Below are 22,605 nucleotides of genomic sequence, written 5' to 3'. Positions count from 1 at the left end.
ATGGAGAGTGGCGGATCGGAGACGTGGGGGAGTGACGAAGTAGTAGACGACCCCGATCGGTGGCGGACAGCCGGCGAACGGATCGACAGCCTGTTGGACGCGAGTTCGGCAGGTGGTTCGGTGGCCCGCGAGCGCGCCGAGCAACTGGTCCGGGAGGTGGTCGAACTCTACGGCGCCGGGTTGCAGCGTGTCCTGGACATCATCGGCGACCGCGACGATGACCTCGTCGAACGTCTCGCCGCCGACGAACTCGTGGCCAGCCTGCTCCTCGTGAACGGACTTCATCCGCACGACGTCGAGACGCGGGTCGCCACCGCCCTCGACAGCGTGCGCCCCTACCTGGGCTCCCACGGCGGTGACGTCGAACTGCTCGGTGTGGTGGACGGTGTGGTGCGGTTGCGGCTGACCGGTAGTTGTCAGAGTTGCCCGTCGTCGGCGGTGACCCTGGAACTCGCCGTCAAGGACGCCGTGCTGGCGGCCGCGCCGGAGACGGTGGACATCGAGGTGGTGGGCGCAACCCCCGCCGCAGGGTCCGGACTGATCGCGGCGGAATCGCTGTTCTCCCATGTTCATCCGAACGGATTGGACGGGTCGAGCGGCACCGGGACGTGGGTGTCGGTGCCCGAACTCGAGGAGCTCACGCCTGGGGAGGTGGCCGGGTTCTCCGTCGCCGGACTCCCGATCCTGGTGTGCCGGATCGGGGAGCAGTTGTTCGCCTACCGGGACCGGTGCGCCGCCTGCACCAACTCACTCGCCGGGGCCACGCTGCAACGCAGGGCGGGCGGGCAGGTGGGGGACGCGGTGCTGCGCTGCCCGACGTGCAGGGCGCATTTCGACCCGCGTCGCGCGGGCCTGCGCCTGGACGGCGACGCGGGCGCCGAAACGCTCTCGCCGCTCCCGGTCCTCGTGCGCGACGGCGTCGTCTCCGTGGCCGTGCCCGCCGCGGAGGTGGCGTGATGAGCCCGTCGGGGAACGGGCTGCGCATTCTGCAGCGCATCGCGTCCGAGCGGCCCAAACCGGTGGTCGGGGAACGGTGCGACATGTGTGCCGTGCCGATCGCCGACGCCCACCAGCACGTCGTGAACGTGCAGGACCGGCAACTGATGTGCGTGTGCCGTGGGTGCTACCTGCTGTTCACCGACGAAAAAGCCGAGCTGCGGTTCCGGGCCGTCCCGGAACGCTACCTGTCGTTTCCGAACTTCGAACTCGCGCCCGGACGCTGGGACGAACTGCAGATCCCCGTCGGGCTCGCGTTCGTGTTCCGGAACTCGCTGCTGGCCAAGACCGTCGCGTTCTATCCCGGTCCGGCGGGCGCGACCGAATCGGAACTGCCCCTCGACGCCTGGGACGGTGTGCTCGCGGTGAACCCCGCGCTCGGCCAGCTGTCCGCCGACACGGAAGCCCTGTTGCTGCGGGTCCCCGAGCACGGTGAGGGCGACCCCGAGTGCTACCTCGTTCCGATCGACGCCTGTTACCAGTTGGTGGGCGAGTTGCGGCAGGTGTGGCGGGGATTCGACGGCGGTCAGGACGCGCGCCGGGTCATCGACACGTTCTTCGACGACGTGCGGGCGCGCAGTCGCGTCGCGAAGGAGCCGACGTGACCGAGTTGACGTTCCGTGTGGAAGACGTGTTCCCGGAACCGTTCGCGGTTGCGCCGAATCTGACTGCGCGGGTGGACGTGACGGAGTCGAGCGGCGCTGTCGTGCACGCGATGGCCGTGCGGTGCCAGGTGCGTATCGACCCGCAGCGCCGCCGCTACACCGACACCGAGGTGGAGGGTCTGCTCGATCTGTTCGGGCCCCGCGAGCGGTGGACGTCGACACTCAAACCGTTCCAGTGGATGCAGACCAGCACCGTGGCGCAGGGGTTCACCGGGGCGAGCATGGTGGAGTTGCCGCTGCCGTGCACGTACGACTTCGAGGTGACGGCCTCGAAGTACCTGCACGCCCTGGACGAGGCCGGGTCGACGGTGCCGCTGGTGTTCCTGTTCAGCGGAACGGTCTTCACGCGAGGCGTCGCCGGGTTCGGCGTGGAACGGATTCCGTGGGACCGGGAATCGACGTACGACCTGCCGGTGGCGGTGTGGCGCGAACTCGTCCAGGCGCACTACCCGAACACGGGCTGGGTGCGCCTCGACCACGACACGCTGGCGGCACTGGCGAAATACAAGGCGGCGCACGGACTACTCGGGCTGGACGTCGCCATCGCAAACCTGCTGCAGGGAGCCGGGGAGGTGATCGCATGATCTCCCCGGCGTCCCTGCAGCGAGTCCGGGCCGTGGCCGACGCGGTCCTCTACGAGGGCTACCTGCTGTATCCGTATCGTGCGAGTTCGTCGAAGAACCAATCGCGCTGGCAGTTCGGCGTCCTCGGACCGCCGGGTGCGGCGGAATCGGGGGTCGGCGAGGAACCGCGGCTGTCCTGTCAGACACTGATGCGCCCCCGCGCGGGTCAGCGGTCCGGCGTCTCGGTGACCGTCCGCTTCCTGCAACTGCAGGTGCGTGAGGTCGAGAAGGTTGCGGGGTCCGGTTTCGAGCCGGTCGAGGAACTCACCGTCGCCGGCCGCAGCTGGCTGTCGTGGGACGAGGCGGTGGAATGCGAGATCGACCTGGGCGCGGCGTACCCGGACGAGGAGCTCGAGGACTGCCGGCTCGACGTGGACGTCGACGGGGGAGTGGACGTCGAGGAGTTGCGTGAGGAGGACGGGACCCTCGCCGGGCGCGTGGTGCGGACCCGGTGGCCGCTGCGCGCCGTCGTCCGCGTCGGCAGCGACCGGCACGACGGGCTGGACGTGCTGCGGGTGTCGATCGAGAACGTGAAGATCGACGCGATCGGCACGTGGTCGAAGGATTCGGCCATCAGGCACTCGCTGATCGGGGCGCACCTGATGCTGGCCGCCGAGGGGGGCGAGTTCGTCTCGCTGCTCGAGCCGCCCGACGACGCCACGGATCTCGCGTCGACCTGCCATCAGGAACGCTGCTACCCCGTCCTGGCCGGGCTGCCGGGGGAGACGGACCTCGTCCTGGTGTCGCCGATCATCCTGTACGACCACCCGGAGGTGGCCGAGCAGAGCGACGGCGCCCTGTTCGACGCCACCGAGATCGACGAGATCCTCACCCTGCGCGTCATGACCCTGACCGAGGAGGAGAAGCGTCAGGCCCGCGCCACCGACCCACTCGCCGCCCAGATCATCGACCGCTGCGAGCAGATGTCGCCCGCGACACTGGCCCAGATGCACGGCGTCCTGCGGAACCCGCACTTCCCGAGCCCCGACATCCCGGAGCAGCGCGGCCTCCCGGACATGGGGCTGGTCCCGGAACTGACCGACGACGTGCCGTGGTGGGATCCGGACGCCGACACCGCCGTGCGCCCCGACATCGACGGTGTGATCGTGAACGGCGTCCGGGTGGCGAAGGGCACCGTCGTGCGGATCCACCCCTCGCGCCGCGCCGACGCCCAGGACCTGTTCTTCGCGGGACAACTCGCTCGCGTGGTGACCGTGCACGCGGACGTCGACGGTGGCACCCACGTCGGCGTCGTGCTGGTCGACGACCCCGCGTCCGAGTTGCACGAGTGGTACGGCAGGTATCTGTACTTCGCCCCGGACGAGGTGGAGCCCGTATCGGCAGACACCGGAAAGGATGAACAGTCATGAAGATTCTCGGAGAGGCCACCACCGCCGCGCTGGCGTTGCTTGCGGTCGCCGGAGTGGCGGTCGCCGTCTTCTCGCTTCCCGACATCAAGCGGTACATGCGTATGCGCAAGATGTGAGGCCCCGTGACGGACAGGCGGGTACTGGTTGCCGGTGTGGGCAACATCTTCTTCGGCGACGACGGATTCGGTCCCGAGGTGCTGCGCGGTGTCGCGACGAGGCCGCTGCCGGCGGGAGTCAGGGCCGTCGATTTCGGCATCCGTGGAACACATCTGGCGTACGAACTGCTCGACGGCTGGGGTGCGTTGCTGCTGGTCGACGCGGTTCCCGATCGAGGTGAACCGGGGGCGTTGAGGGCGTTCGAGGTGGGCCCCGATTCGGTGCCCGCGGCGCCGCTCGACGCGCACAGCATGGATCCGGGGGCGGTGTTCGCCAGCCTCCGCGCGCTCGGCGGAACGCTGCCGCGGGCCGTGGTGCTGGGCTGCCAGGTGGACAACACCGACGAGGGAATCGGGTTGTCACCGCGCGTCGCCGCCGCCGTCGGGCCGGCCGTCGACGCCGTCTTCGAAATCGTGGACCAACTCCTGGCGCCTCACGCAGTGACGCTGCAACCGGAGAAGACGGAGGGCTGAATCGTGTGTCTCGGAATTCCCGGCCAGGTGGTGCGCATGCTGGAGGGCTACGGCAACCAACTCGCGCTCGTCGACGTCGTCGGTGAACAGCGCAAGGTGAACATCGGCATGCTGCCCGAGGACGTCAGCCTGGAACCGGGCGACTGGATCGTCATCCACATGGGATTCGCGATGGAGAAGGTGGACGAGGCAGGCGCCGAGAAGGCGATGGCGGGCCTGGAGATGATGGGACGCTCGCGGACGGCGGACGAAGGCTAGCTCTGTGTTTCGGCGTGACGGGGGTCCGGCGGTCCGGCGACGAAGTCACGCGCCCGATTCCAGCGGGCGTGGTAGCGCTCTCCGAAACGTGCCTGGGAGCGGGCGAGCCGGCGCGGCCGGGTCCCGTAGCGGCGGACCGCCCACCAGGAATCGGGCTTGGCCAGGCGGATCGCGCCGACGATCGCGACGGGCTGGAACACGATCCCCACGATCCCCGTCACGAACTTGCCCTTGAGCAGGCAGATGAGCGAGATGCCGAGTGAGATGAGCAGATAGCCGATCGACGTCCACCATTGCGCGGTGCCGATCTGCCCGCTCACGAGTTCGGCGCCCCCGATCATCAGACCGGTGATCATGAGCGCGCAGAAGATCGCGTCCACCGACTTCCGGCCGGACGTGCTCCAGTACACGTCGTCGAGGTGCACCCACAGCGCGAACTCGTCGAAGGTCAGCGCGAGACCGACCCCGAACAGTGCGGCGAAGACGTTGAGTGCGGTGCCCTCCGGGGTGGTCGCGATCAGTGCCAATCCCGCCAGCGTCATGAACATGATTCCGAAAACCTGGTGGTGCAGGTGCACTCCGCCGACCGTGATGTCGCCGATCAGACCGCCCCCAGGGTCCACGGCGTCGTCCGCGGGTTCCGCTCCTCGAGAGCGGATGCGTCGGGTGATGAGCCGGGTGACCACGAACGTCACCAGAACCGCGATGAACAGCCACATCACGGGATACAGGACCACCATCCGGCTGTCGCCTTCGGTGTCCACGACGATCTCGGCGAGAAGGGCCATCTCGACACTCCGTCAGGTGGGGGAAATCGATCTCTATCCGGGTATACACCCCGACGGCGGACCGCAAACGACGTTCCGTCCACCGACTTCCCGCCGGACCTCGTCACGCCGGGAGGTTGTCGAGGGGACCGTGGTCGAACGTCGCGCCGGTGGCAGTCAGCAGGCGTGTGGGGTCGTACCAGTGGTCGCGGCCGATCAGGTCGAGGTGCCGTTCGGTGAGGCCGTGCCGGGTTCCGGCGGTGAAGGCGTCGTCGAAGGTGAGAGAGTCGGCCGGCAGTCGCAGGCGGCCCGAGTCCGCGAGTGCCCGGCCGAGTTCGCGGACGGTGACGGGGTCGGGATGGCAGGCGTGGAACACGTCGCCGGAATGTGCCGGGGCCTGCGCGGCGAGGGTCGCGAGTAGCCGGGCGAGGTCGGTCACCGCGACGACCGAGATCCGGGACTGCCCCTCGTCCACCCAGGCGCCCAGCGTCTCGTGGATCCGGATGAATCCGGGGACGAACCAGCGGTCGCCGGGGCCGTGGACGAATCCGGGCCGGACGACACAACCGCCCGATTCGAGGACGCGGTGTTCGGCGGTCAGCCTGCTCGCGCTCAGCGCCGAGACGGGTGCGGGCGTGGCGTCGAACTCACCGATTCCGCTGTGTGGTCCGTCGCCGTACACGCCGATGGTGCTGACGTAGAGCACCCGGCGGATGCCGTTCCGCGCGGCGGCGGCCAGGAGGTTCTCGGTGCCGCCGACGTTCACGGCGGTGCGGTGCGCCGGGTCGCTGCCGGTGTAGGAGGCGGCGTGAATCACGATGTCGTTGCCGGTGAGTGCCGTGCCGAGACTCGCCGGATCGGTCAGATCCGCCTGCGCAGACAGAACGCCCGGAATGTCCTGTTCCGAGCGTGTGCGCGCGACCGCGGTGCACGGAATCCCGGCGGATACGAGGGCCCGCACGGTGGCGGACCCGATGAAGCCCGTCGCTCCCACGACCGCGACACGTAGAGGCGCGGACGGTGTTCGACCGCGCTCGCTTTCGGTCGACGCTGGTACCGTCTCTCCGGGCAATGGGCGCGTGTTCCGTGCTTTCATCGTCATCGTTCTTCTCTCATGCGGCAGGGAAAGGTGTGAACGTGGTTCAGCAGGCGCGTGCTGCGGCGACTCGACAGCAGATCGTCCGCGGGGCGGCGGAGATGTTCGAGAAGTCGGGTTTCGAAGGAGCCAGACTCGGCAACATCGTCGAGAACGCCGGAATCACGAAGGGGGCCTTGTACTTCCATTTCCGTTCGAAAGAGGATCTGGCGCGTTTCATCATCGGTGAGCAACACCGGATCTCCATCGCGTCGGTCGAGGCGATCGGCCGTGAGCAGGTATCGGCGATCGAGCAGATCGTGATGCTGTGCCACGAAATGGCCCGGCAGATCGTGAACGACCCGATCGTGCGCGCCGGTATCCGGATCACCCTCGAACTCAGCGCCGACGACCAGGGCCCCGCGGATCCCTATCTCGACTGGATCAACAGTTGCGAGATGCTCGCCACCCGGGCCGTCGAGCAGGGGGACCTTCTCGCCGACATCGACCCGCCGCGGCTGGCGCGGTTCGTCATCGGCGCCTTCACCGGCGTCCAGACCGTCTCCCAGGTGTTGACGCAGCGCACGGACCTCGAACAGCGCGTCGACGACATGTGGGGGTTCCTGCTCCCCGGAGTCATGCCCGCGAGCCGGCACCAGGACATCGCCCGGATCCGGCGGGCTCGCTGGGTGCCCGACGACGCCGACTAGCCGCCCGCGCACGCGCTCACCGCGGTAGGTGCGAGCGCCGCGGTTCCGCGCACGACCGTCACACCGCCCTGCCGGATAGACCCGGTGACGGACAGCGCGCCGTCGTCCACCGCGTCCAGCCGGATCGTGGTCCGTTCGTCGAGTTCGGCGAAACGGTGGAACGTGGCACCCAGCGACGCGAGGTGCGCGTCCGGTAGGCCGAGGCCGGCGCAGGCCGCCTGCCGGATCGCCTCGAGCAGCAGCATCCCGGGAATGTGATCGCACGGATGGTCGAACAGCACGGGGTGCGTGTGGTCGATCCGCAACTCCCATTCGTTCTCGGAGCGTCGCGGACCGAGGACTACGTGTGCGTCGTCGACGTGACCGACCATCCCCGCCGGGACGGGAGCGGGGCACCACGGCGCTCCGATCGCCCGCGGGCCGCGCTCACCCCAGCGGGCGCGTGAGTATGCGGCCGGAGGGAAAATCACCGCGTGCCCCGTCGCGGTCCCGGCGTCCTGTCCGTCGATCCGGAACCGCAGGTGCACGCGGAATGCAGACAGCGCCCCGCCGCGGTACACGTGCTCGGACACGGTGACCTCGACGACGACATCCGCTGCCGCCGCACCCACCGCCAGCGTGCCGGGCACCGCATGCACCTCGAGGTGCTGCATGACGAACCGGTTCGGCAGCGGGACGGAGAAACGGGTGTGTCCCAGGTAGATGGCGGTCTGCCGGAGCGTTTCCGCCAGCAGCATGGGGTCGTAGTGCCCGTCTCGGGTGCGGTAGAAGCCGTGCAGGCGGGGCCACTGCGCGGCGACGACGAACCGATCCGGCACCGGCAGCGAGACGCAGTCGGTGAGGAAGACCTCGGCCACGGATTGCCGGTGCACGTACCTGCGGGGCACGGTCCGCTCGAACGACATCGGAGGAAGGGCATCGGGCACCGGACGGGAAATTCGCGCCACAACCCCATCTCCCCACAGAACCGGCCGGCCCGATGCCGCGGACCGCCCGAACTATAGAACACAGACCGCGCGGTCTGTGATGTGGGGAGTGCGTTGCTACCGGCCCTTCAAGCTGCCGATTCGAAGCGATCCGGGGTTGTCGTCCTCGTCGAGGTCGTCTTCGATCTCGCGAACGTACTCCTTCGGGTCCTTGTCCGAGGTGTCCACCTCCGACAGGGTGCGGTGCACGAGGAAGAATTCGGCGAACCGCCGCCCGAGCGACTCGCGAAGATCATCCGGGGCGGTCCGGAAATCGGCCAGGCCCTCCCGTTCCTCCTCGGCCATGTGCTCGTCGTTGGCCCGGCGCGTGCGGCCGACTGCCGCCCACCACTCCTCGGACAGGATGGGGTTCCCCGCCGCCGCTCGGACGCCGTCGCGGATGTCGTTGTGGTCCCCGATCGCGTCGAGGGTCTCGGCCTCGGCCTCGCCGTCCTCGCCGACGCGGAGAAGTTGGGGATAGAAGATTTCCTCCTCCGCCGCAGCATGCAGATCCAGGCGTTTCGCCAACGGCGTCCACACCGCCTCCACGGCCGTGATCTCCACCCCGCGCCGAGACTTCAATTCATCCAGTGCGGCGAACTGCCGCCGGAACCACTCGTGGTCGTCGAAAATCAACTCGATGATGTCAGGCAAGATTCGCCTCCGATCCAGCGACCGATAACGGGTACCCGCCATGGTAATTGGAAAACCCGAGGAACTGCAGTCCGGTGTGGGAACCGGACCGTACGTCGTGACGGAGAGCGACCGCGGCACCGGCAACTACACACTGGAGCGCAACGAGAACTACTGGGGAGCTCCGGCGCAGATCGAATCGGTGCGCGTCCGCTTCGTGCCCGACGAGTCGAACCGCGTCGTGACGCTGCGCAGCGGCGAGGTCGACGTCATCGACTCCATCACCCCGGACGCGGCAGACCAGCTCGCCGGACTGTCGGGTGTCTCGATCGATCGGATAGACGGCGTCCGGTTGAATCAGCTCTTCTTCAATTTCCGGAAACCGCAGGGGCATCCGCTGGCCGATGCGCGGGTGCGCCGGGCACTGACCTACGCCATCGACGGACATGCGCTCGCCGACCAGGTGCTCCAGGGCTCGGCCACCCCCTCGCGCGGGGTCATTCCCCTCACCCTCGACGGCGCCGTCGAGACCGGCGAGTACACGTACGACCCGGCCCGGGCTCGCGGTGAACTCGACGCGCTCGGGGTCCGCGACCTCGAGCTGAAGATCATCTGGGAGACCGGCGAATTCGCGGCCGACACCGACATCATGGAGTCGGTGCTGCAGATGCTGTCCGCGGTCGGCGTCCGGACCACCCTGCAGCAGTTCGAACCCGGCGGCGACATCTCGCAGTGGCGTCAGGGCAAGGCAGGCGACTGGGACGTGCTGGGCAACGGCTTCCCGAGCCCGACAGGTTTGGCCCTCACCATCATGCAGGGTATGTACGCCGGCACCGCGGAGAAGGAAGCGACCCGGGACACCTACCACGGGTACATCTTTCCCGAGATCACCCGAATCATCACCCGCGCCTCCGAGGAGGCCGACGCCGCCCGGCGCGGCGAACTCCTCGCAGACGCGCAACGCCAGATCTGGGACACGTGCCCGTGCCTGTGGTCGTTCGTCCCGAAAGCCGTTCTCGCGCGGCGTTCGCGGATCGACGGTGTCGGGCTGCGCCCCACCAACTCGTACGACCTGAGTGTCGCGGCGCTGCACGCGTAGACGCGACCGCCGCACCGACAGCCCGCCTCATCCTCTCGACGCACTGGAGACGCAGATGACCACACCGAGTCCCGCAACCGATACCCGATCCGCCGACGGCGTCGTCCGGCCCGCCGTGGAGACGGGCCGCCGCGACGCGTTGCTCCCCGCACCGCAGGTGCAGAATCACGCGGCCAATCTCACGGTCCTGCCGGACGGGTCCCTCGGCTGTGTGTGGTTCGCAGGCACCCAGGAGGGTGTGCCGGACATCAGCGTCTGGCTGTCCCGGCTCGAGCCGGGCGCGGACACGTGGTCGGAGCCCGTGCAGCTGTCCTGCGATTCGACGCGGTCGGAGCAGAATCCCGTTCTCCACGTGGCGGAGTCGGGAACGGTCTGGTTGCTGTGGACGTCGCAGCACGCCGGCAACCAGGACACGGCGCGGGTCATGCGGCGCATCTCCGACGACGGCGGCCGGACGTGGGGCGAGCAGCACACGCTGCTGCCGGAAACCGACGCCGGCGGCGTGTTCGTGCGGCAACCGGTGATCGCACTCCCCACCGGTCGGCTTCTGCTCCCCGTGTTCCACTGCGTCCGCATCGAGGGCCGCAAATGGGTGGGTGATCGTGACTACAGCAGCGTGATGATCTCCGACGATCACGGCGACTCCTGGCGGGAGGTGGTCGTCCCGGGCAGCGTCGGCTGTGTGCACATGAACATCGGCCGCCTCGCCGACGGCACCCTCGTGGCCCTCTACCGCAGCCGCTGGGCGGACTCGATCTACCGCAGCACCTCCACCGACGACGGCGACACCTGGACCGAGCCGGAGGCCACCGAACTGCCCAACAACAACTCGTCCATCCAGTTCGTCGTGCTGCCCGGCGACCGACTCGCCCTGGTGTTCAACGAGTCCAGCGCCGCGGACGCCACCGCGCGGCGGACCTCCCTGTACGACGAGATCGACGACGACGGACTCGCCGACGCACCGCCCGCGGCGGCGGACGCGGAACCGGAACCCCTCGACGACGGCGACAGCCGGAGCGCGTTCTGGGGTGCCCCCCGCGCGCCGATGACGCTGGCGATGTCCGAGGACGGCGGCCGGACGTGGCCGCATCGCCGGGACATCGAGACCGGCGACGGCTACTGCCTGTCCAACAACTCCCGCGACGGCCTGAACCGTGAGTACTCGTACCCCAGCATCACCGCCGGCAACGACGGTCACCTGCACGTGGCGTTCACCCGGTTCCGCCAGGCGATCGAATACGTCGAACTCGAGGCGGGCTGGATCGCCGACGGGGGCCGGTCGTGACGGGGGATGCGAAGCGGGCGGTCGTGACCGGGGTCAGCTCCGGCATCGGCGCCGCCACCGCCCGCCGGCTTCTGGACGACGGGTGGTCGGTCACCGGATTCAGTCGGCGGGATCCCGGCATCGATCACGATCGGTTCACCCGGGTTGCCGTCGATCTCGGTGATCTCGACGCGTTGTCCGAGCAGGCGACGGCGGTCGGTGCGGTGGACGCCGTCGTCCATGCCGCTGGACTGCAGTCTTCGGCGCCGCTGGGGAAACTCCGGGTGGAGGACGGCCTGGACATGTGGCGTATCCATGTCGCGGCCGCCGAGGTGCTCGTCGACGCGCTCGTGCCGTCGATGCGCAACGGCGGCCGGGTGGTCCTGGTCGGCAGTCGCACGATGTCCGGGGCGGCGGGCAAGAGTCAGTACGCGGCCACCAAGTCGGCCCTCGTGGGGATGTCGCGGTCCTGGGCCGCCGAGTTGGTGGACCGGGCGATCACGGTCAACGTGGTCGCGCCGGGGCCGACGGACACCCCGATGCTGAACGACCCGGCACGCACGTCGACGCCGCCGAAGCTTCCGCCCCTCGGCCGTTTCATCGCGCCGGAGGAGGTGGCGGGGCTGATCGGCTTCCTCGTCGGACCGCTCGGCGGGAGCATCACGGGTCAGGCGATCGTGCAGTGCGCGGGGGCGTCCCTGTGAACATGCTGCGCGTAACGCGCATAACTGCTAGCATTCGATGCACCAAACGCGCACATAATCGGGCAAAGGCGGCATTATGAGACCGAACTCGATCGGACCGGATCCGACCGTCGCGATCTTCGCCGACGACCTGTCCGGTGCGGCGGAAGTGGCGAGTGCCTTCCTCGACCGGAGTGTGCCCCTGTCGCTTCTTCTCGGCGCCGGCGAGGCGCACGAGGCGGGCGGCGTCGTCATCGCGGATCTCGACACGCGGTCGATGAGCGCCGAGGGTGCGGCCCGGACGATGCGCCGTGCCCTCGACGGTGTTCCGTTCGGCACGCTCGTGGTGAAGAAGATCGACTCACTTCTGCGCGGGAACATCGGGGCCGAGGTGGGAATTCTCGCCGACGGCGGTCCGGTGGTCCTCGCGGCGGGCCTGCCTGCACTCGACCGGACCGTGCGCGGCGGCGTCGTGCACGTCGGTTCGACGCCACTCCATGCCGCCGGCGTCTGGTCGGCGGAATCCGCGCCGCCGCCGGAGTCGGTGGCCGCACTCTTCCCGGGCTATCCCACGCGGGGTGTGCCCCGCGGTCCCGGCGTCGGACAGGCGCTGGCCCGCGCGGCGTCCGACGGCGCCATCGCGATCTGCGACGTCGAGACCGAGGCCGACCTCGACGCGATCGTCCTGGCCTGCCGCGCAATTCCCGGAGTGCGACTGGCCGGGACGTCCGCCCTCACCGCGGCCGTGGCGCGCACCCTGCCCCGCCGCGACGTCACCGCCGCTCCCACGGTCACGTCCGCGGAATCCGTCCTGACCGTCGTCGGCACAGCGGAACCCGTTGCCGTGCACCAGGTCGCTTCACTCGTCTCCGACGGCGCCCGGCACGTCCCCGTCGACGCCCGCATCCTTCTGCTCGGCGACGTCGACACCGCGCCCCTGCTCCGCGAACTCGACAGCGGTCACGCAGTCCTCACGGTGACCGGGGACGTCGACCCGTCGAACGCGCGGACGCTGTCGGCGGCGCTCGGCCGACTGGTCGCCGCCCTGCAGAACGGCCGCCGCTCCGATCTCGTGCTCACCGGCGGGGAGACGGCGCGGGCCGTCGTCGACGCACTGGGCATCACGTCGCTCCGGCCGGTCCACGAAGTGCACCACGGCGCCGTCGCCTCGGTGGCGTCCGACGGACGCCGCGTCGTCACCAGGCCCGGCAGTTTCGGCGACACCACCAGCCTCTCCGCGATCGCGGCCTACCTGCGCGGCCATCAGCCGCCCACCCACACTCCCACACAGCGAGGACCCCACATGAGCGCGTCAACCGATACCGCCAATCTTCCCGCCGTCGCCGTCACCATGGGTGACGGCGCCGGAATCGGCCCCGAGGTAATCGTCCCGGCCCTCCTGGACGAGGCCACCCGATCCTGGTGCAACCCCGTCGTCATCGGCGACGCCAAGCGGCTGCGTCTCGCGGCGAACGTCCTCGGTCTCGACGTCGACATCGTGACCGTCGAGTCGGTCGCGGACGCGCGATCGGTGCCCGGCCGCGTCAACGTCATCGATCTCGACCTTCTCCCCGAAGACCTGCCGTGGGGCGAACTGTCGTCGGTCGCCGGGCACGCCGCGTACGAGTACATCCGCGTCGCCAGCGAACTCGCGGTGCGCGGGGAGGTCCAGGCCATCTGCACGGCCCCGCTCAACAAGGAGGCCCTGCACGCCGCAGGCCATATCTTCCCGGGGCACACCGAACTCCTCGCGCATCTCACCGGCACCGAGGAGGTGTCCATGATGCTGTCGACGCCGAAGCTCAAGGTCATTCACGTGACCACCCACATCGGCCTGCTCGACGCCGTCGCGAAGATCGAACCCGGGCTCGTCGAGCGGACCATCCGGCGCGGACACGAGGCGCTGGTGCGCTCCGGAATCCCGGAACCGAAGATCGGGGTGTGCGGCATCAACCCGCACGCCGGCGAGCACGGGCTGTTCGGCTACGGGGAGGAAGAGCAGAAGATCATTCCCGCGGTCGAGGTGCTGAAGGCCGACGGCATCGACGTCCACGGCCCGTTGCCTGCGGACACCGCGTTCTTCCTCGCGGGACGCGGCGACTACGACCTCATCGTGGCGATGTACCACGACCAGGGGCACGGGCCGGTGAAGGTCCTCGGCATCGAGGCGGGCGTCAACATCACGGTGGGGCTGCCCGTCATCCGGACGTCCGTCGACCACGGCACCGCCTTCGACATCGCAGGCAAGGGTATTGCGGAGGCCGGTAGTATGGTCGAAGCTCTTCGTCAGGCTGCCGAATTGGCAACCAGCACAGCGGTTGTGAAGTAGGGGGACGGGACATGGCGGTTCGCGAGTCGGAAGCACGCCGATCCGAGATCGTGCGGCTGGCCCGGTCGAGCGGGCTGGCCAGCGTCGACGACCTGTCCGCGCAATTCGGGGTCACCGCCTCCACCATTCGGCGGGACCTGAGCCAGCTCACGTCCCAGGGCCTGATCGCCCGTACCTACGGTGGCGCCATCGCGCTCGACCCCCAGCAGGAATCGTCACTCCGTCAGCGTGCTCTGGAGGGTTTCGACGCGAAGCGTGCGATCGCGGAATGGGCCGCGAGCCAGGTCCGGCCGGGTGAGACCATCCTGCTCGACGCCGGCACCACGGTGGGTGCGATGGGCGAGTTTCTGCGCGACATCGAAGACATCACCGTCATCGCGGCCGGTCTGACCGCCCTCGAATCGCTCGCCGACGCCGACTCCGTGCGGGTCGAATGCATCGGCGGAACACTCCGCCATCTCAGTCAGGGGTTCGTCGGACCACTGGCGGAGGCCACCCTGCAACGTGTCACGTTCGATCGCGCGTTCCTGGGGGCGGATGCCGTCACCGCCGATCTGGGCATCTGCGAGGCCGAACTGGAGCAGACGCGCCTCAAGGAGATCATGATCGCCCGCGCCGACGAGGTGTACGTGCTGGCGCACGCGGCGAAACTCGGGCAGCGCCCGTTCCACGCGTGGGCGCCGATCCCACCTGGGACCACCATCGTCACCGACGACTCCGCCGACATCGGGGAGACGGCGTCCTTCGAGGCCGCGGGGATGCGTGTCGTGCGCGTCTGACGCCGGTTTACCGCTTGTCCTTCTTCGCTTGTTTGCGTGCGCCCGCGGCGATGGTGGAGGCTTCGAATTTCTTGCGACCGGATGATTTCCGGGTGGCGTCGACGCGGGCCTTGCCGGAGGAGCCGACCTTGCCGTCGCTGTCGCCGAGTTCGCTGAACGAGGGCGCGTCGCTGCGGGCGCGGGCGAGGCGTTCGTCTTTCAGTTCGCGGGCGCTCACGCGTGCCGCGGTCGCCAATTGCCTGCTCACCCGGCTGAGCGCCGCTTCGAAGGCTTCCGCCTTGTCGGCGTTGCGGACGTTGGCCGCCTTACCTGCCCCGCGCGCGCCCTTGTCCGCGACCTTCGCCGCGCCTTCCTGGCGGTACAGCTTGACGTGCTTGTTGCGGGCCCGTCGAACTCGGGTGTGCAGCTTGATCAGCTTGTCCTCGTCGAGGCCGGACATCTGCGATTTCTTCGTTTCGCGGATCAGCACGTATTCGTCCTCGGACAGGGAATTGAGAATCTTCTTCATGTCGCTCCGATCCGGCCGCAGGCCGTGAGTTGTGATCATGGTAACCGGGAAACGTTCGCGTCGGTCTGTTTCGGCGAAGCGGTGGGCACCTCCCCGGTGAGGCGCTGATTGGTCTGTGCAAGTTGCCATTCCGTCTGCCGGGCCAACCGCTCGATCTGGTCCGGGTCGAGGCGGTCGCACACGAAATCCCAGTGCACCGCCACCCGGTCACCCACGGCGAGATCGCGCACGAAAGTTCCCTCGGGCACGCGGTAGTCGGCCGGGTCGTCCTGCTCGGGGCCCAGCGACAGCCGCGTCCCGTCCCACGACAGGCGACGCGACCGGACGAGCGCACCATCGGCGTCGACGCCCACCACCTCGCCCCAGCGGATACGGCAGGAGTCGAGAACCTGCAGTGGCTGCGGCATTCCGGTGTCCAGCAGCCGCGACCACGGGTACACCCCGAACACGTGAAAGTTGTGGGTGGGCGCCGCCTCCCCGAGCAGGTCCGCGGTGAGGTGCTTCCAGTAGTGGCCGGCCTGCGTCGCGAGGCGGGACAGCAGCGCGGCGCCGAACTCGGCCCGGTCGATGCGGTCGGCGAGTTCGTCCGCGATCCAGTACCCCCGGACAACCCTCTCGTCCAACGGGTCCGCGATTCCGGCGAGCCGGGCGATCACCTCCTGGTACGGCCACGCGCCGCTGAACTGCCTCGCCATCGCAACCACATCGGTGTCCGGCGCGCCGCCGCACGCGACGGCCTGCAGTCGCTCCGAGCCGGGAGGGCCGCAGTACCCCAGGGCGTTCGGGGCGTGCGCGTACCTCGCGAACACGCGGTGCCCGGACGGCATCGAGTGTTCGCGCGCCGTCACCGGTCAGCCTCGCTGACCGAGCAATTGGGCCGTCTCGCGGTGCAGCCTGCCGAAGTTGTAGTACGCGGCGCACGCACCCTCGGGGGAGACCATGCATGTGCCGATCGGGGTCTCCGGGGTGCACGCCGTCCCGAACACCTTGCATTCCCAGGGCTTGATGACGCCCTTGAGGACCTCACCGCACTGGCAGGCCTTCGGATCCGCGACGCGCACACCCGGCATCGAGAACTTCTCCTCGGCGTCGAACTCGGCGTAGTTCCGGTGGACCTTGAGCGCGCTCTGCGAGATGAAACCGAGTCCGCGCCATTCGAAGTGCGGGCGCAATTCGAACGTCTCGGCCATCAGCTTCAGTGCCTGCACGTTGCCCTCCGCGCGCACCACCCGCTTGTACTGGTTCTCGATCTCGCAGCGGCCCTCGCGAATCTGCTGGAGCAGCATGTGCACCGACGCGAGGATGTCGAGAGGCTCGAAGCCCGCGACCACCATCGGTTTCCCGTACACCTCGGACACGAACCGGTACGGCCGCAGCCCCACCACGGTGGACACGTGGCCCGGGCCGAGGAACCCCGACAACCGCAGGTCGGGGGATTCGAGGATCGCCTTGATCGGCGGAACGATCGTGACGTGGTTGCAGAACACGCTGAAGTTCGTCACGCCCAGGGCCCGCGCGCGCACCAGGGTCACCGCGGTGGACGGCGCGGTGGTCTCGAACCCGACGGCGAAGAACACCACCTGGTGGTCGGGGTTGTCGAGGGCCACCTTCAGCGCGTCCAGCGGCGAGTACACGAAGCGCACGTCCGCGCCGCGGGCCTTCGCCTCGATGAGGTTGCCCTTCGATCCGGGCACCCGCATCATGTCGCCGAACGTCGTGAAGATGACACCGGGTTGCTCGGCCAGCCACATGGCGTCGTCGACGCGGCCCATCGGGATGACGCACACCGGACATCCGGGGCCGTGCACCAACTCCACGGACTCGGGCAGCAGGTGTTCGATGCCGTGCCGGTAGATGGTGTGGGTGTGCCCGCCGCACACCTCCATGAACTTGAACTCGTCACCGCGGGCCAGTTCGGTGATGGATTTGACCAGGGCGCGCGCCGCCGCCGGGTCCCGGAATTCGTCGACGAACTTCATCCCTGTTACCTCGTTCTTGCTGTTGTCACGCGATTTCGGACGAGTTGAACGCGTCGATCTCGTTCACGTAGTCGGCGCCCATCTTCTGCACCTGATCCAACGTCAGCTGCGCCTCGATCTCGTCGATCTTCGCCATCGCGAAGCCGACGTGCACGAGCACCCAGTCACCGACGACGAGACCTTCTTCGGCGAGCAGTCGCACACTGATCGTTCTCTGGACGCCGTTCACGTCCACCTTGGCCAGATGCTGTTCGGCGTCGACGATGTCGACCACCTGACCGGGTATCCCCAGACACATCGTGGTTCTCCTTCTCGGGCTGTTCTTCAGCAGATTCGGGGGAGCGGGTCACCGACGAGCATGTCGACGATCCGGCTGCCACCGAACGAGGTTCGCAGTGCGACGATGCCCGGCGGTTCGGCCAGGATCTCGCCCACCGCGGTCGCATTGGCTCCCCGCGGGTGGGCCCGCAGCGCCGCAACGGCCGCGTCCGCCTCGTCCGCCGCGACGATGGCGACGAACTTGCCCTCGTTCGCGACGTACAGCGGGTCGATGCCGAGCATGTCGCAGGCGCCGAGCACCTGAGGCTCGATGGGCAGCGACTGCTCGTCGATGATCACGGCGAGTTGTGAGGCGTGCGCCAGTTCGTTGCACACGGTGCCGACGCCGCCGCGGGTGGCGTCCCGCATCCACCGCGTCGACGGGGCCGCCTCCAACAGCGTCTCCACCAGGGAATTGACGGGGGCCGTGTCGGAGGCGATGTCGGCCTCGATCGCCAGGTCGCCGCGGGCGAGCATCACGGCCATCCCGTGCGCGCCGATGGTGCCCGACAGCAGAACCTTGTCGCCCGCCCGCACGAGGTCGGGCGACAGCCGCCTGCCCTCCGGGATGACACCGACGCCGGCGGTGGAGATGTAGACGCCGTCGGCGGCGCCCTTGCCGACGACCTTGGTGTCGCCAGTGACGATCTGCACCCCGGACAGGACGGCCGCCTCGCTCATGTCGGCGACGATCTCCCGCAGTTCGGCGATCGGGAAACCCTCCTCGATGACGAACGCCGCCGACAACCACTTGGGGCGCGCACCGGACACGGCGAGATCGTTGACGGTCCCGTGCACCGCGAGGTGCCCGATGGAACCGCCGGGAAACCGCAGCGGCTGAACCACGTACGAGTCGGTGGAGAACGCGAGCCGCTCACCCGAGGGCATGATGAGCGCGGCGGCGTCACCGAGTTGCTCGAGTTCCTCGTTGCGGAATGCCTCGACGAACACCGCGTCGACGAGCGCGGCCGACGACTTTCCGCCGGCGCCGTGCGCGAGCGTCACCACCTCGTCCAGCAGTCGCGGTCTGCGTTGCCGGAACTTGTCGATCCGCTCCAGCACCCGGTCTTCGCGTTCCGCCGACGTGGCCGGTTCGGTCGTGCTCATGAAGCCTCCACAGAATTCGGAGCGGGCCGCGACATGTGTTCCTGGGCCACCGACCACAGCCGGTACCCGAGCATCGCGTGGCTCTCCTGGATCCGGTGGATGCTCTGCGAGTGGACGGTGTAGCAGAAGTCGAGTTCACCGGCGGTCGCCATCGCCGCCATCCGGCCGCCCTCGTGCCCGGCGAACCCGATGGTCAGCAGCCCCCGCTGCTTCGCCTCGGTGAGCGCGGTCATCAGGTCGTCCGAGTTGCCCGACGTCGACAGCGCGATCGCGACGTCTCGTTCCCCGGCGTAGGCGATGATCTGCCGTTTGAAGATCAGATCGAAGCCCACATCGTTGCCCAGCGCCGTCACCACGGCCTGATCGGCGGCCAGCGACCAGGCCGCCACCGGGCGTCCGCGGGCGGGACGGCTGAACAGCGAGGCCAGCGTGGCGGCGTCGGTGGAACTGCCGCCGTTACCGAACGTGTAGAGGCGGCCGCCGCGGAGGAACCGCTCGGCCATGTCGATCCCGGCCGCCGTGAGGCCGTCCCCGTACTCGTCGAGGGACTCCTTCTGCAGGCGCGCGCTTTCGGCGGCCTTCCCGCGGGCGGAGGCGGCGAGGTCGTCGAGGAGACTCTGGGCGTCGGTTTCCTCCGAGTCGATGAACGGGTAGAGGAAGCTGGTGCTTTCCGAGTCGTGGGTGGTCATCGGTTCGCCTCCTGACCCGTGTCGTCGAGTCGCGTGATCGCCGCGCCCGCGTGCACCAGCACGAGGTCGTTCGGCCGGACGTCGCCGAGGACGCTGACGTCGACCCACTCCTCGCCGCCGGCCGTGCGGACCAGGGCAGGACCGAGGGGTTCAGCGGGCTCGATGACCACTTCACCGAGACGTCCCTCGTCGCTGCACGTGACGCAGACCGTCTCGTCGCACTCCTCGGCGTCGGGCTTCAGCAGTCCCGAGTGCTCGAAGCAGACGTGGGTGAGTTCCCACAGCAGGTGGTACATGAGGACGAATCGCCCGGTGGCAGGGACCATCGGATCGTCCGAGTCGACCCACAGGATGTGGTTCGCCGCGCCGGCCGGTGGCCGCGGGCCCGCCCCGATCCACAGCGTCAGCGCCCCCCACGCCGGTGCGCGGCGCATGGCGTCGACCACGGCAGGCTCGTTCGCCGACGCCACCGCCAGCAGGATGTCGCCGGGCCTGCTCGCCACCCGGGCCTGCGCCACCGGATCGGGTTCGACGAGGGCCACCGACGGCAGCGCCCGTTTGCCCATGATCACGGGATGGACGAATTCGACGGCGACGTGATGGGCGTGCGGTTCCCACTGCGGTGAGATCACCCAGAGCGTCGCTCCGTCGTGGAATCTGCGGGCGAGTGACAATGCCGCGGCGGCGAGATCCGCCGAGAGGTCCGTGTCGACGAGGTGCCCGCCCGCCTCTGCGGTGGTGGTCATTCACTAGCTCCCGTCCCGGGCCGTCCGGTCGGGGGCTGCCGACGTCACGGTCCGCGCATGGTCGCCGCGGCACCGATCACCGCCTGGCCGAGGGAGAGTCCTCCGTCGTTGGGAGGCACCCGGTGGTGGGTGAGGACTCGATAACCGCTGCTCTCCCAGTGTGCTCTCACCAGTGCGAGGAATAAACGGTTTTGAAAGACTCCTCCGGTCAGCCCGATCGTCGACGCACCGGTCGCGGTGGCGGCCCGGTCGACGAGGTCCGCCGTCGCGGCCGCGAGGGCATGGTGGAAGCCGAGCGCGAGCACCGCGGGCGGGGTCCCGTCGCGCAGCCCGTCGATAATGCCGGACACCAGAAGAGGCAGTGTGAGCTGGTCGTTCTCCACTTCCATGGTGAGGGGCGCGGGGTGCGGGGCGGTCCGGGCGAGGGCCTCGAGTTCGATGGCCGCCTGCGCCTCGTACGTGACGCGGTGCCGGACCCCGAGCAGCGACGCGACGCCGTCGAACAGGCGGCCCGCGCTCGTCGTCCTGATGCATCCGACACCCGAGACGAGTTGCGACTCCACGACCGCGCGTTCCGCGGCGGGGATCGCCGCCACGCAGGGCAGTCCGTCGATGTCGCCGATGCCGCACTCGTGCAGCAGCGCCAGCGCCACCCGCACCGGATTCCGGACGGCGGCGTCGCCGCCCGGCAGCGAGAACGGCTGCACGTGTCCCACCCGCCGCGAGTCGAGGATGTCCGGGCCGACGAGGAGGAGTTCGCCGCCCCACACGGTGGTGTCGCAGCCGTACCCGGTCCCGTCGAACGCGACCCCGAGCACCGTCGTCCCGACCAGTCCGTGTTCGGCCATCAGCGACGCGACGTGCGCGTGGTGGTGCTGCACGGTGAGTAGCGGGACGCCGGTGCTCTCGCTGTAGCGCCGGGCCCAGTGGTGCGTCGAATACCCGGGGTGCTGGTCGGAGACCACTGCCTCCGGGGTGATGCCGTGAAGATGCGTCAGTTGCCGCACCGACGTCTCGAACGCGCGCTGACTCTCCAGGCTCCCCATGTCCCCGAGGTGCGCCGAACAGAACGCGTAATCCTGGCGGGTCAGGCAGAAGGTGTTCTTGATCTCCGCGCCCACCGCCAGGATCTCCGGACCCTGCGCGGGCAGCACCACCGGCAGCGGCGCGAACCCGCGCGAGCGCCGGATCGGCAGCACCGCCCCGTCCGCCACCGCCAGCACGGAATCCTCGCACGGCACCGCGATCCGGCGGTCGTGGAACAGGAACGCGTCGGCGATGTCCCGCAGCCGGGTGCGGGCGTCGTCGTTGTCGAAACACAGCGGTTCGCCACTGAGGTTGCCGGATGTCATGACCAGCGTTCGCGGTGGGTCGACGTCGCTGCCGGGGGTCCGGGTGAAGAGCAGATGGTGCAGCGGGGTGTACGGCAGCATCACGCCGAGGTCGTCGATCCCGGGCGCGATGCCGTCGGCAATCGTGGCCATATTCCGCTTGCGCAGCAACAGGATCGGCCGGGCCGCATGGCGCAGCAGCGAGCTCTCCGATTCGGAGATCTCGCACAGTTCGGCGGCCACGGACAGGTCAGCGGTCATCACCGCGAACGGCTTGTCCGGGCGGTGCTTGCGCGCCCGGAGAGTCGCCACCGCGGACGCGTCGGCGGCGTCGCACACGAGGTGGAACCCGCCGAGGCCCTTGACCGCCACGATCCGGCCGCCGCGTAACGCCCCCTGCACCGCGGTGAGGACGGCGTCGTCCCCGTCCACCCGGCGACCGTCGATCTCGGCGAACAGGTGCGGACCGCAGTCGGGGCAGCACACGGGTTGCGCGTGGAACCGGCGGTCGGCGGGGTCGCGGTACTCGGCCAGGCACGCCGCGCACAGCGGGAACTCGGCCATCGTGGTGTTCGGCCGGTCGTAGGGAAGGTCGGTGATCACCGTGAACCGCGGCCCGCAGTTGGTGCAGTTGACGAACGGATGCCGGTAGCGGCGATCGCGAGGATCCGCCAGTTCGCGAAGACAATCCGCGCACGTCGCCACGTCCGGCGACACCAGAGTCCGCGCGCCGGGCACATGCCGGCTGTCGATGATCCGGAACGACTCGTCCCCCCGCACCGGCACGGGCTGGACCGTCGCGTCGACGATCACCGCCATCGGCGGCGCGTCCGTGCGGAGCCGCCGCACGAACTCCGACACCGACGCGGATTTGCCCTCGATCTCGATGAACACGCTGACGTCGTCGTTGCCGCAGTGGCCGTGCAGGCCCAGGTCACCGGCGAGTCGCGCGACGAACGGGCGGAAACCGACACCCTGCACGACCCCGTGGACCGTGATGCGCGATCGTTCGACCGTCATCCTCGGATGATTCCCCCGCCGAGGTGCGGGGCGCAAGAGCCGCGGTCGCGGTCCGGCCTGAA

General features: G+C 69.1%; 25 protein-coding genes. 13 read left to right on the top strand and 12 right to left on the bottom strand.

Annotated features, from left to right (window positions below):
• Genes CA951_RS18345 through CA951_RS18320 form a run of 7 tightly spaced genes read left to right on the top strand, consistent with a single transcriptional unit; the run spans position 1 to position 4,541 of the window.
• A complete protein-coding gene (locus CA951_RS18345; protein ID WP_179220232.1) occupies positions 1-957 on the top strand; it encodes a NifU family protein in 957 nt (318 codons plus the stop codon).
• Positions 957-1,601: a DUF5947 family protein gene (locus CA951_RS18340; RefSeq protein ID WP_087558200.1), complete on the top strand. Its 645-nt coding sequence runs from the start codon at positions 957-959 to the stop codon at positions 1,599-1,601. Before CA951_RS18345 ends, CA951_RS18340 begins: the two co-directional genes overlap by 1 nt.
• Positions 1,598-2,245, top strand: coding sequence for a DUF6084 family protein (locus CA951_RS18335; RefSeq protein ID WP_087558199.1), 648 nt, complete (start codon positions 1,598-1,600; stop codon positions 2,243-2,245). The genes CA951_RS18340 and CA951_RS18335 overlap by 4 nt, the downstream gene beginning before the upstream one ends.
• A complete protein-coding gene (locus CA951_RS18330; RefSeq protein WP_087558198.1) occupies positions 2,242-3,654 on the top strand; it encodes a hypothetical protein in 1,413 nt (470 codons plus the stop codon). The genes CA951_RS18335 and CA951_RS18330 overlap by 4 nt, the downstream gene beginning before the upstream one ends.
• A complete protein-coding gene (locus CA951_RS45115) occupies positions 3,651-3,770 on the top strand; it encodes a hypothetical protein (protein WP_373413944.1) in 120 nt (39 codons plus the stop codon). The genes CA951_RS18330 and CA951_RS45115 overlap by 4 nt, the downstream gene beginning before the upstream one ends.
• A 6-nt stretch (positions 3,771-3,776) precedes the next feature.
• Positions 3,777-4,283, top strand: a complete 507-nt coding sequence (locus CA951_RS18325) for a hydrogenase maturation protease (protein ID WP_087558197.1) — start codon at positions 3,777-3,779, stop codon at positions 4,281-4,283.
• Positions 4,284-4,286: 3 nt separating this feature from the next.
• Positions 4,287-4,541: a HypC/HybG/HupF family hydrogenase formation chaperone gene (locus CA951_RS18320; protein ID WP_087558196.1), complete on the top strand. Its 255-nt coding sequence runs from the start codon at positions 4,287-4,289 to the stop codon at positions 4,539-4,541.
• Here the strand turns inward: CA951_RS18320 and CA951_RS18315 are convergent.
• Together CA951_RS18315 and CA951_RS18310 are read right to left on the bottom strand one after the other, a co-directional pair.
• Positions 4,538-5,329, bottom strand: coding sequence for a hypothetical protein (locus CA951_RS18315; RefSeq protein WP_087558195.1), 792 nt, complete (start codon positions 5,327-5,329; stop codon positions 4,538-4,540). The two genes, CA951_RS18320 and CA951_RS18315, sit on opposite strands and share 4 nt — an antisense overlap.
• Positions 5,330-5,432: 103 nt before the next feature.
• A complete protein-coding gene (locus CA951_RS18310; RefSeq protein ID WP_087558194.1) occupies positions 5,433-6,410 on the bottom strand; it encodes an NAD(P)-dependent oxidoreductase in 978 nt (325 codons plus the stop codon).
• Between the two features lie 35 nt (positions 6,411-6,445).
• Between CA951_RS18310 and CA951_RS18305 the strand changes: the two genes are divergently transcribed.
• Positions 6,446-7,093 (top strand): ScbR family autoregulator-binding transcription factor, encoded by a 648-nt coding sequence (locus tag CA951_RS18305; RefSeq protein WP_087558344.1) that lies wholly within the window; start codon positions 6,446-6,448, stop codon positions 7,091-7,093.
• On the opposite strand, the gene CA951_RS18300 is transcribed toward CA951_RS18305, so the two are convergent.
• Together CA951_RS18300 and CA951_RS18295 are read right to left on the bottom strand one after the other, a co-directional pair.
• Positions 7,090-8,040 (bottom strand): ScbA/BarX family gamma-butyrolactone biosynthesis protein, encoded by a 951-nt coding sequence (locus tag CA951_RS18300; protein ID WP_087558193.1) that lies wholly within the window; start codon positions 8,038-8,040, stop codon positions 7,090-7,092. The two genes, CA951_RS18305 and CA951_RS18300, sit on opposite strands and share 4 nt — an antisense overlap.
• Before the next feature lie 96 nt (positions 8,041-8,136).
• Complete coding sequence (locus CA951_RS18295; protein WP_087558192.1) at positions 8,137-8,712, bottom strand: hemerythrin domain-containing protein; 576 nt, start codon at positions 8,710-8,712, stop codon at positions 8,137-8,139.
• 40 nt (positions 8,713-8,752) lie between these two features.
• Here CA951_RS18295 and CA951_RS18290 point away from each other — a divergent pair, with 40 nt between their 5' ends.
• From CA951_RS18290 to CA951_RS18270, 5 genes are all read left to right on the top strand, one after another.
• The gene (locus CA951_RS18290) at positions 8,753-9,790 is read left to right on the top strand and encodes an ABC transporter substrate-binding protein (RefSeq protein WP_256973957.1); all 1,038 of its coding nucleotides are present in this window, start codon (positions 8,753-8,755) and stop codon (positions 9,788-9,790) included.
• Positions 9,791-9,845: 55 nt separating this feature from the next.
• Complete coding sequence (locus CA951_RS18285; RefSeq protein WP_087558191.1) at positions 9,846-11,075, top strand: exo-alpha-sialidase; 1,230 nt, start codon at positions 9,846-9,848, stop codon at positions 11,073-11,075.
• On the top strand, positions 11,072-11,758 hold the full coding sequence (locus tag CA951_RS18280; RefSeq protein ID WP_256973956.1) for an SDR family NAD(P)-dependent oxidoreductase: 687 nt from the start codon (positions 11,072-11,074) through the stop codon (positions 11,756-11,758). Before CA951_RS18285 ends, CA951_RS18280 begins: the two co-directional genes overlap by 4 nt.
• Before the next feature lie 76 nt (positions 11,759-11,834).
• Positions 11,835-14,066: a 4-hydroxythreonine-4-phosphate dehydrogenase PdxA gene (gene pdxA, locus CA951_RS18275; protein ID WP_087558189.1), complete on the top strand. Its 2,232-nt coding sequence runs from the start codon at positions 11,835-11,837 to the stop codon at positions 14,064-14,066.
• 11 nt (positions 14,067-14,077) lie between these two features.
• On the top strand, positions 14,078-14,845 hold the full coding sequence (locus CA951_RS18270) for a DeoR/GlpR family DNA-binding transcription regulator (RefSeq protein WP_087558188.1): 768 nt from the start codon (positions 14,078-14,080) through the stop codon (positions 14,843-14,845).
• Positions 14,846-14,852: 7 nt separating this feature from the next.
• Here CA951_RS18270 and CA951_RS18265 read toward each other — a convergent pair whose 3' ends face one another.
• Genes CA951_RS18265 through hypF form a run of 8 tightly spaced genes read right to left on the bottom strand, consistent with a single transcriptional unit; the run spans position 14,853 to position 22,543 of the window.
• A complete protein-coding gene (locus tag CA951_RS18265; RefSeq protein WP_087558343.1) occupies positions 14,853-15,353 on the bottom strand; it encodes a hypothetical protein in 501 nt (166 codons plus the stop codon).
• Between the two features lie 35 nt (positions 15,354-15,388).
• The gene (locus CA951_RS18260) at positions 15,389-16,180 is read right to left on the bottom strand and encodes a DUF6390 family protein (protein ID WP_087558342.1); all 792 of its coding nucleotides are present in this window, start codon (positions 16,178-16,180) and stop codon (positions 15,389-15,391) included.
• 24 nt (positions 16,181-16,204) lie between these two features.
• Positions 16,205-17,332 (bottom strand): hydrogenase formation protein HypD, encoded by a 1,128-nt coding sequence (hypD, locus tag CA951_RS18255; protein WP_087558187.1) that lies wholly within the window; start codon positions 17,330-17,332, stop codon positions 16,205-16,207.
• A 25-nt stretch (positions 17,333-17,357) separates the two neighbouring features.
• On the bottom strand, positions 17,358-17,630 hold the full coding sequence (locus tag CA951_RS18250) for a HypC/HybG/HupF family hydrogenase formation chaperone (RefSeq protein WP_005244643.1): 273 nt from the start codon (positions 17,628-17,630) through the stop codon (positions 17,358-17,360).
• 26 nt (positions 17,631-17,656) lie between these two features.
• Positions 17,657-18,757, bottom strand: a complete 1,101-nt coding sequence (hypE, locus tag CA951_RS18245; protein WP_087558186.1) for a hydrogenase expression/formation protein HypE — start codon at positions 18,755-18,757, stop codon at positions 17,657-17,659.
• Positions 18,754-19,446, bottom strand: a complete 693-nt coding sequence (locus CA951_RS18240; RefSeq protein ID WP_087558185.1) for an SIS domain-containing protein — start codon at positions 19,444-19,446, stop codon at positions 18,754-18,756. Before CA951_RS18240 ends, hypE begins: the two co-directional genes overlap by 4 nt.
• Positions 19,443-20,192 carry a HypC/HybG/HupF family hydrogenase formation chaperone gene (locus CA951_RS18235; protein WP_087558184.1) on the bottom strand — a complete coding sequence of 250 codons (750 nt, stop codon included), beginning with the start codon at positions 20,190-20,192 and terminating at the stop codon, positions 19,443-19,445. Before CA951_RS18235 ends, CA951_RS18240 begins: the two co-directional genes overlap by 4 nt.
• Before the next feature lie 44 nt (positions 20,193-20,236).
• Entirely contained in the window at positions 20,237-22,543 is a 2,307-nt protein-coding gene (gene hypF / locus CA951_RS18230; RefSeq protein WP_087558183.1) for a carbamoyltransferase HypF, read from the bottom strand.
• Between the last annotated feature and the right edge of the window lie 62 nt (positions 22,544-22,605).

It is taken from the genome of Rhodococcus sp. NCIMB 12038 (assembly GCF_002165735.1).
Classification (GTDB): domain Bacteria; phylum Actinomycetota; class Actinomycetes; order Mycobacteriales; family Mycobacteriaceae; genus Rhodococcus_F.
The sequence above is the reverse complement of the archived record's forward strand: the minus strand, read 5'-3'. Positions and strand labels throughout refer to the sequence as shown.

Excerpts from the sequence above, each read along its gene's own strand:
- CA951_RS18345 (WP_179220232.1), top strand. The coding sequence starts at position 1 with ATGGAGAGTGGCGGATCGGAGACGTGGGGGAGTGACGAAGTAGTAGAC.
- CA951_RS18340 (WP_087558200.1), top strand. The coding sequence starts at position 957 with ATGAGCCCGTCGGGGAACGGGCTGCGCATTCTGCAGCGCATCGCGTCC.
- CA951_RS18330 (WP_087558198.1), top strand. The coding sequence starts at position 2,242 with ATGATCTCCCCGGCGTCCCTGCAGCGAGTCCGGGCCGTGGCCGACGCG.
- CA951_RS45115 (WP_373413944.1), top strand. The coding sequence starts at position 3,651 with ATGAAGATTCTCGGAGAGGCCACCACCGCCGCGCTGGCGTTGCTTGCG.
- CA951_RS18315 (WP_087558195.1), bottom strand. The coding sequence starts at position 5,329 with ATGGCCCTTCTCGCCGAGATCGTCGTGGACACCGAAGGCGACAGCCGG.
- CA951_RS18310 (WP_087558194.1), bottom strand. The coding sequence starts at position 6,410 with ATGACGATGAAAGCACGGAACACGCGCCCATTGCCCGGAGAGACGGTA.
- CA951_RS18290 (WP_256973957.1), top strand. The coding sequence starts at position 8,753 with ATGGTAATTGGAAAACCCGAGGAACTGCAGTCCGGTGTGGGAACCGGA.
- CA951_RS18285 (WP_087558191.1), top strand. The coding sequence starts at position 9,846 with ATGACCACACCGAGTCCCGCAACCGATACCCGATCCGCCGACGGCGTC.
- pdxA (WP_087558189.1), top strand. The coding sequence starts at position 11,835 with ATGAGACCGAACTCGATCGGACCGGATCCGACCGTCGCGATCTTCGCC.
- CA951_RS18270 (WP_087558188.1), top strand. The coding sequence starts at position 14,078 with ATGGCGGTTCGCGAGTCGGAAGCACGCCGATCCGAGATCGTGCGGCTG.
- CA951_RS18265 (WP_087558343.1), bottom strand. The coding sequence starts at position 15,353 with ATGAAGAAGATTCTCAATTCCCTGTCCGAGGACGAATACGTGCTGATC.
- CA951_RS18260 (WP_087558342.1), bottom strand. The coding sequence starts at position 16,180 with ATGCCGTCCGGGCACCGCGTGTTCGCGAGGTACGCGCACGCCCCGAAC.
- hypD (WP_087558187.1), bottom strand. The coding sequence starts at position 17,332 with ATGAAGTTCGTCGACGAATTCCGGGACCCGGCGGCGGCGCGCGCCCTG.
- CA951_RS18250 (WP_005244643.1), bottom strand. The coding sequence starts at position 17,630 with ATGTGTCTGGGGATACCCGGTCAGGTGGTCGACATCGTCGACGCCGAA.
- hypE (WP_087558186.1), bottom strand. The coding sequence starts at position 18,757 with ATGAGCACGACCGAACCGGCCACGTCGGCGGAACGCGAAGACCGGGTG.
- CA951_RS18240 (WP_087558185.1), bottom strand. The coding sequence starts at position 19,446 with ATGACCACCCACGACTCGGAAAGCACCAGCTTCCTCTACCCGTTCATC.
- CA951_RS18235 (WP_087558184.1), bottom strand. The coding sequence starts at position 20,192 with ATGACCACCACCGCAGAGGCGGGCGGGCACCTCGTCGACACGGACCTC.
- hypF (WP_087558183.1), bottom strand. The coding sequence starts at position 22,543 with ATGACGGTCGAACGATCGCGCATCACGGTCCACGGGGTCGTGCAGGGT.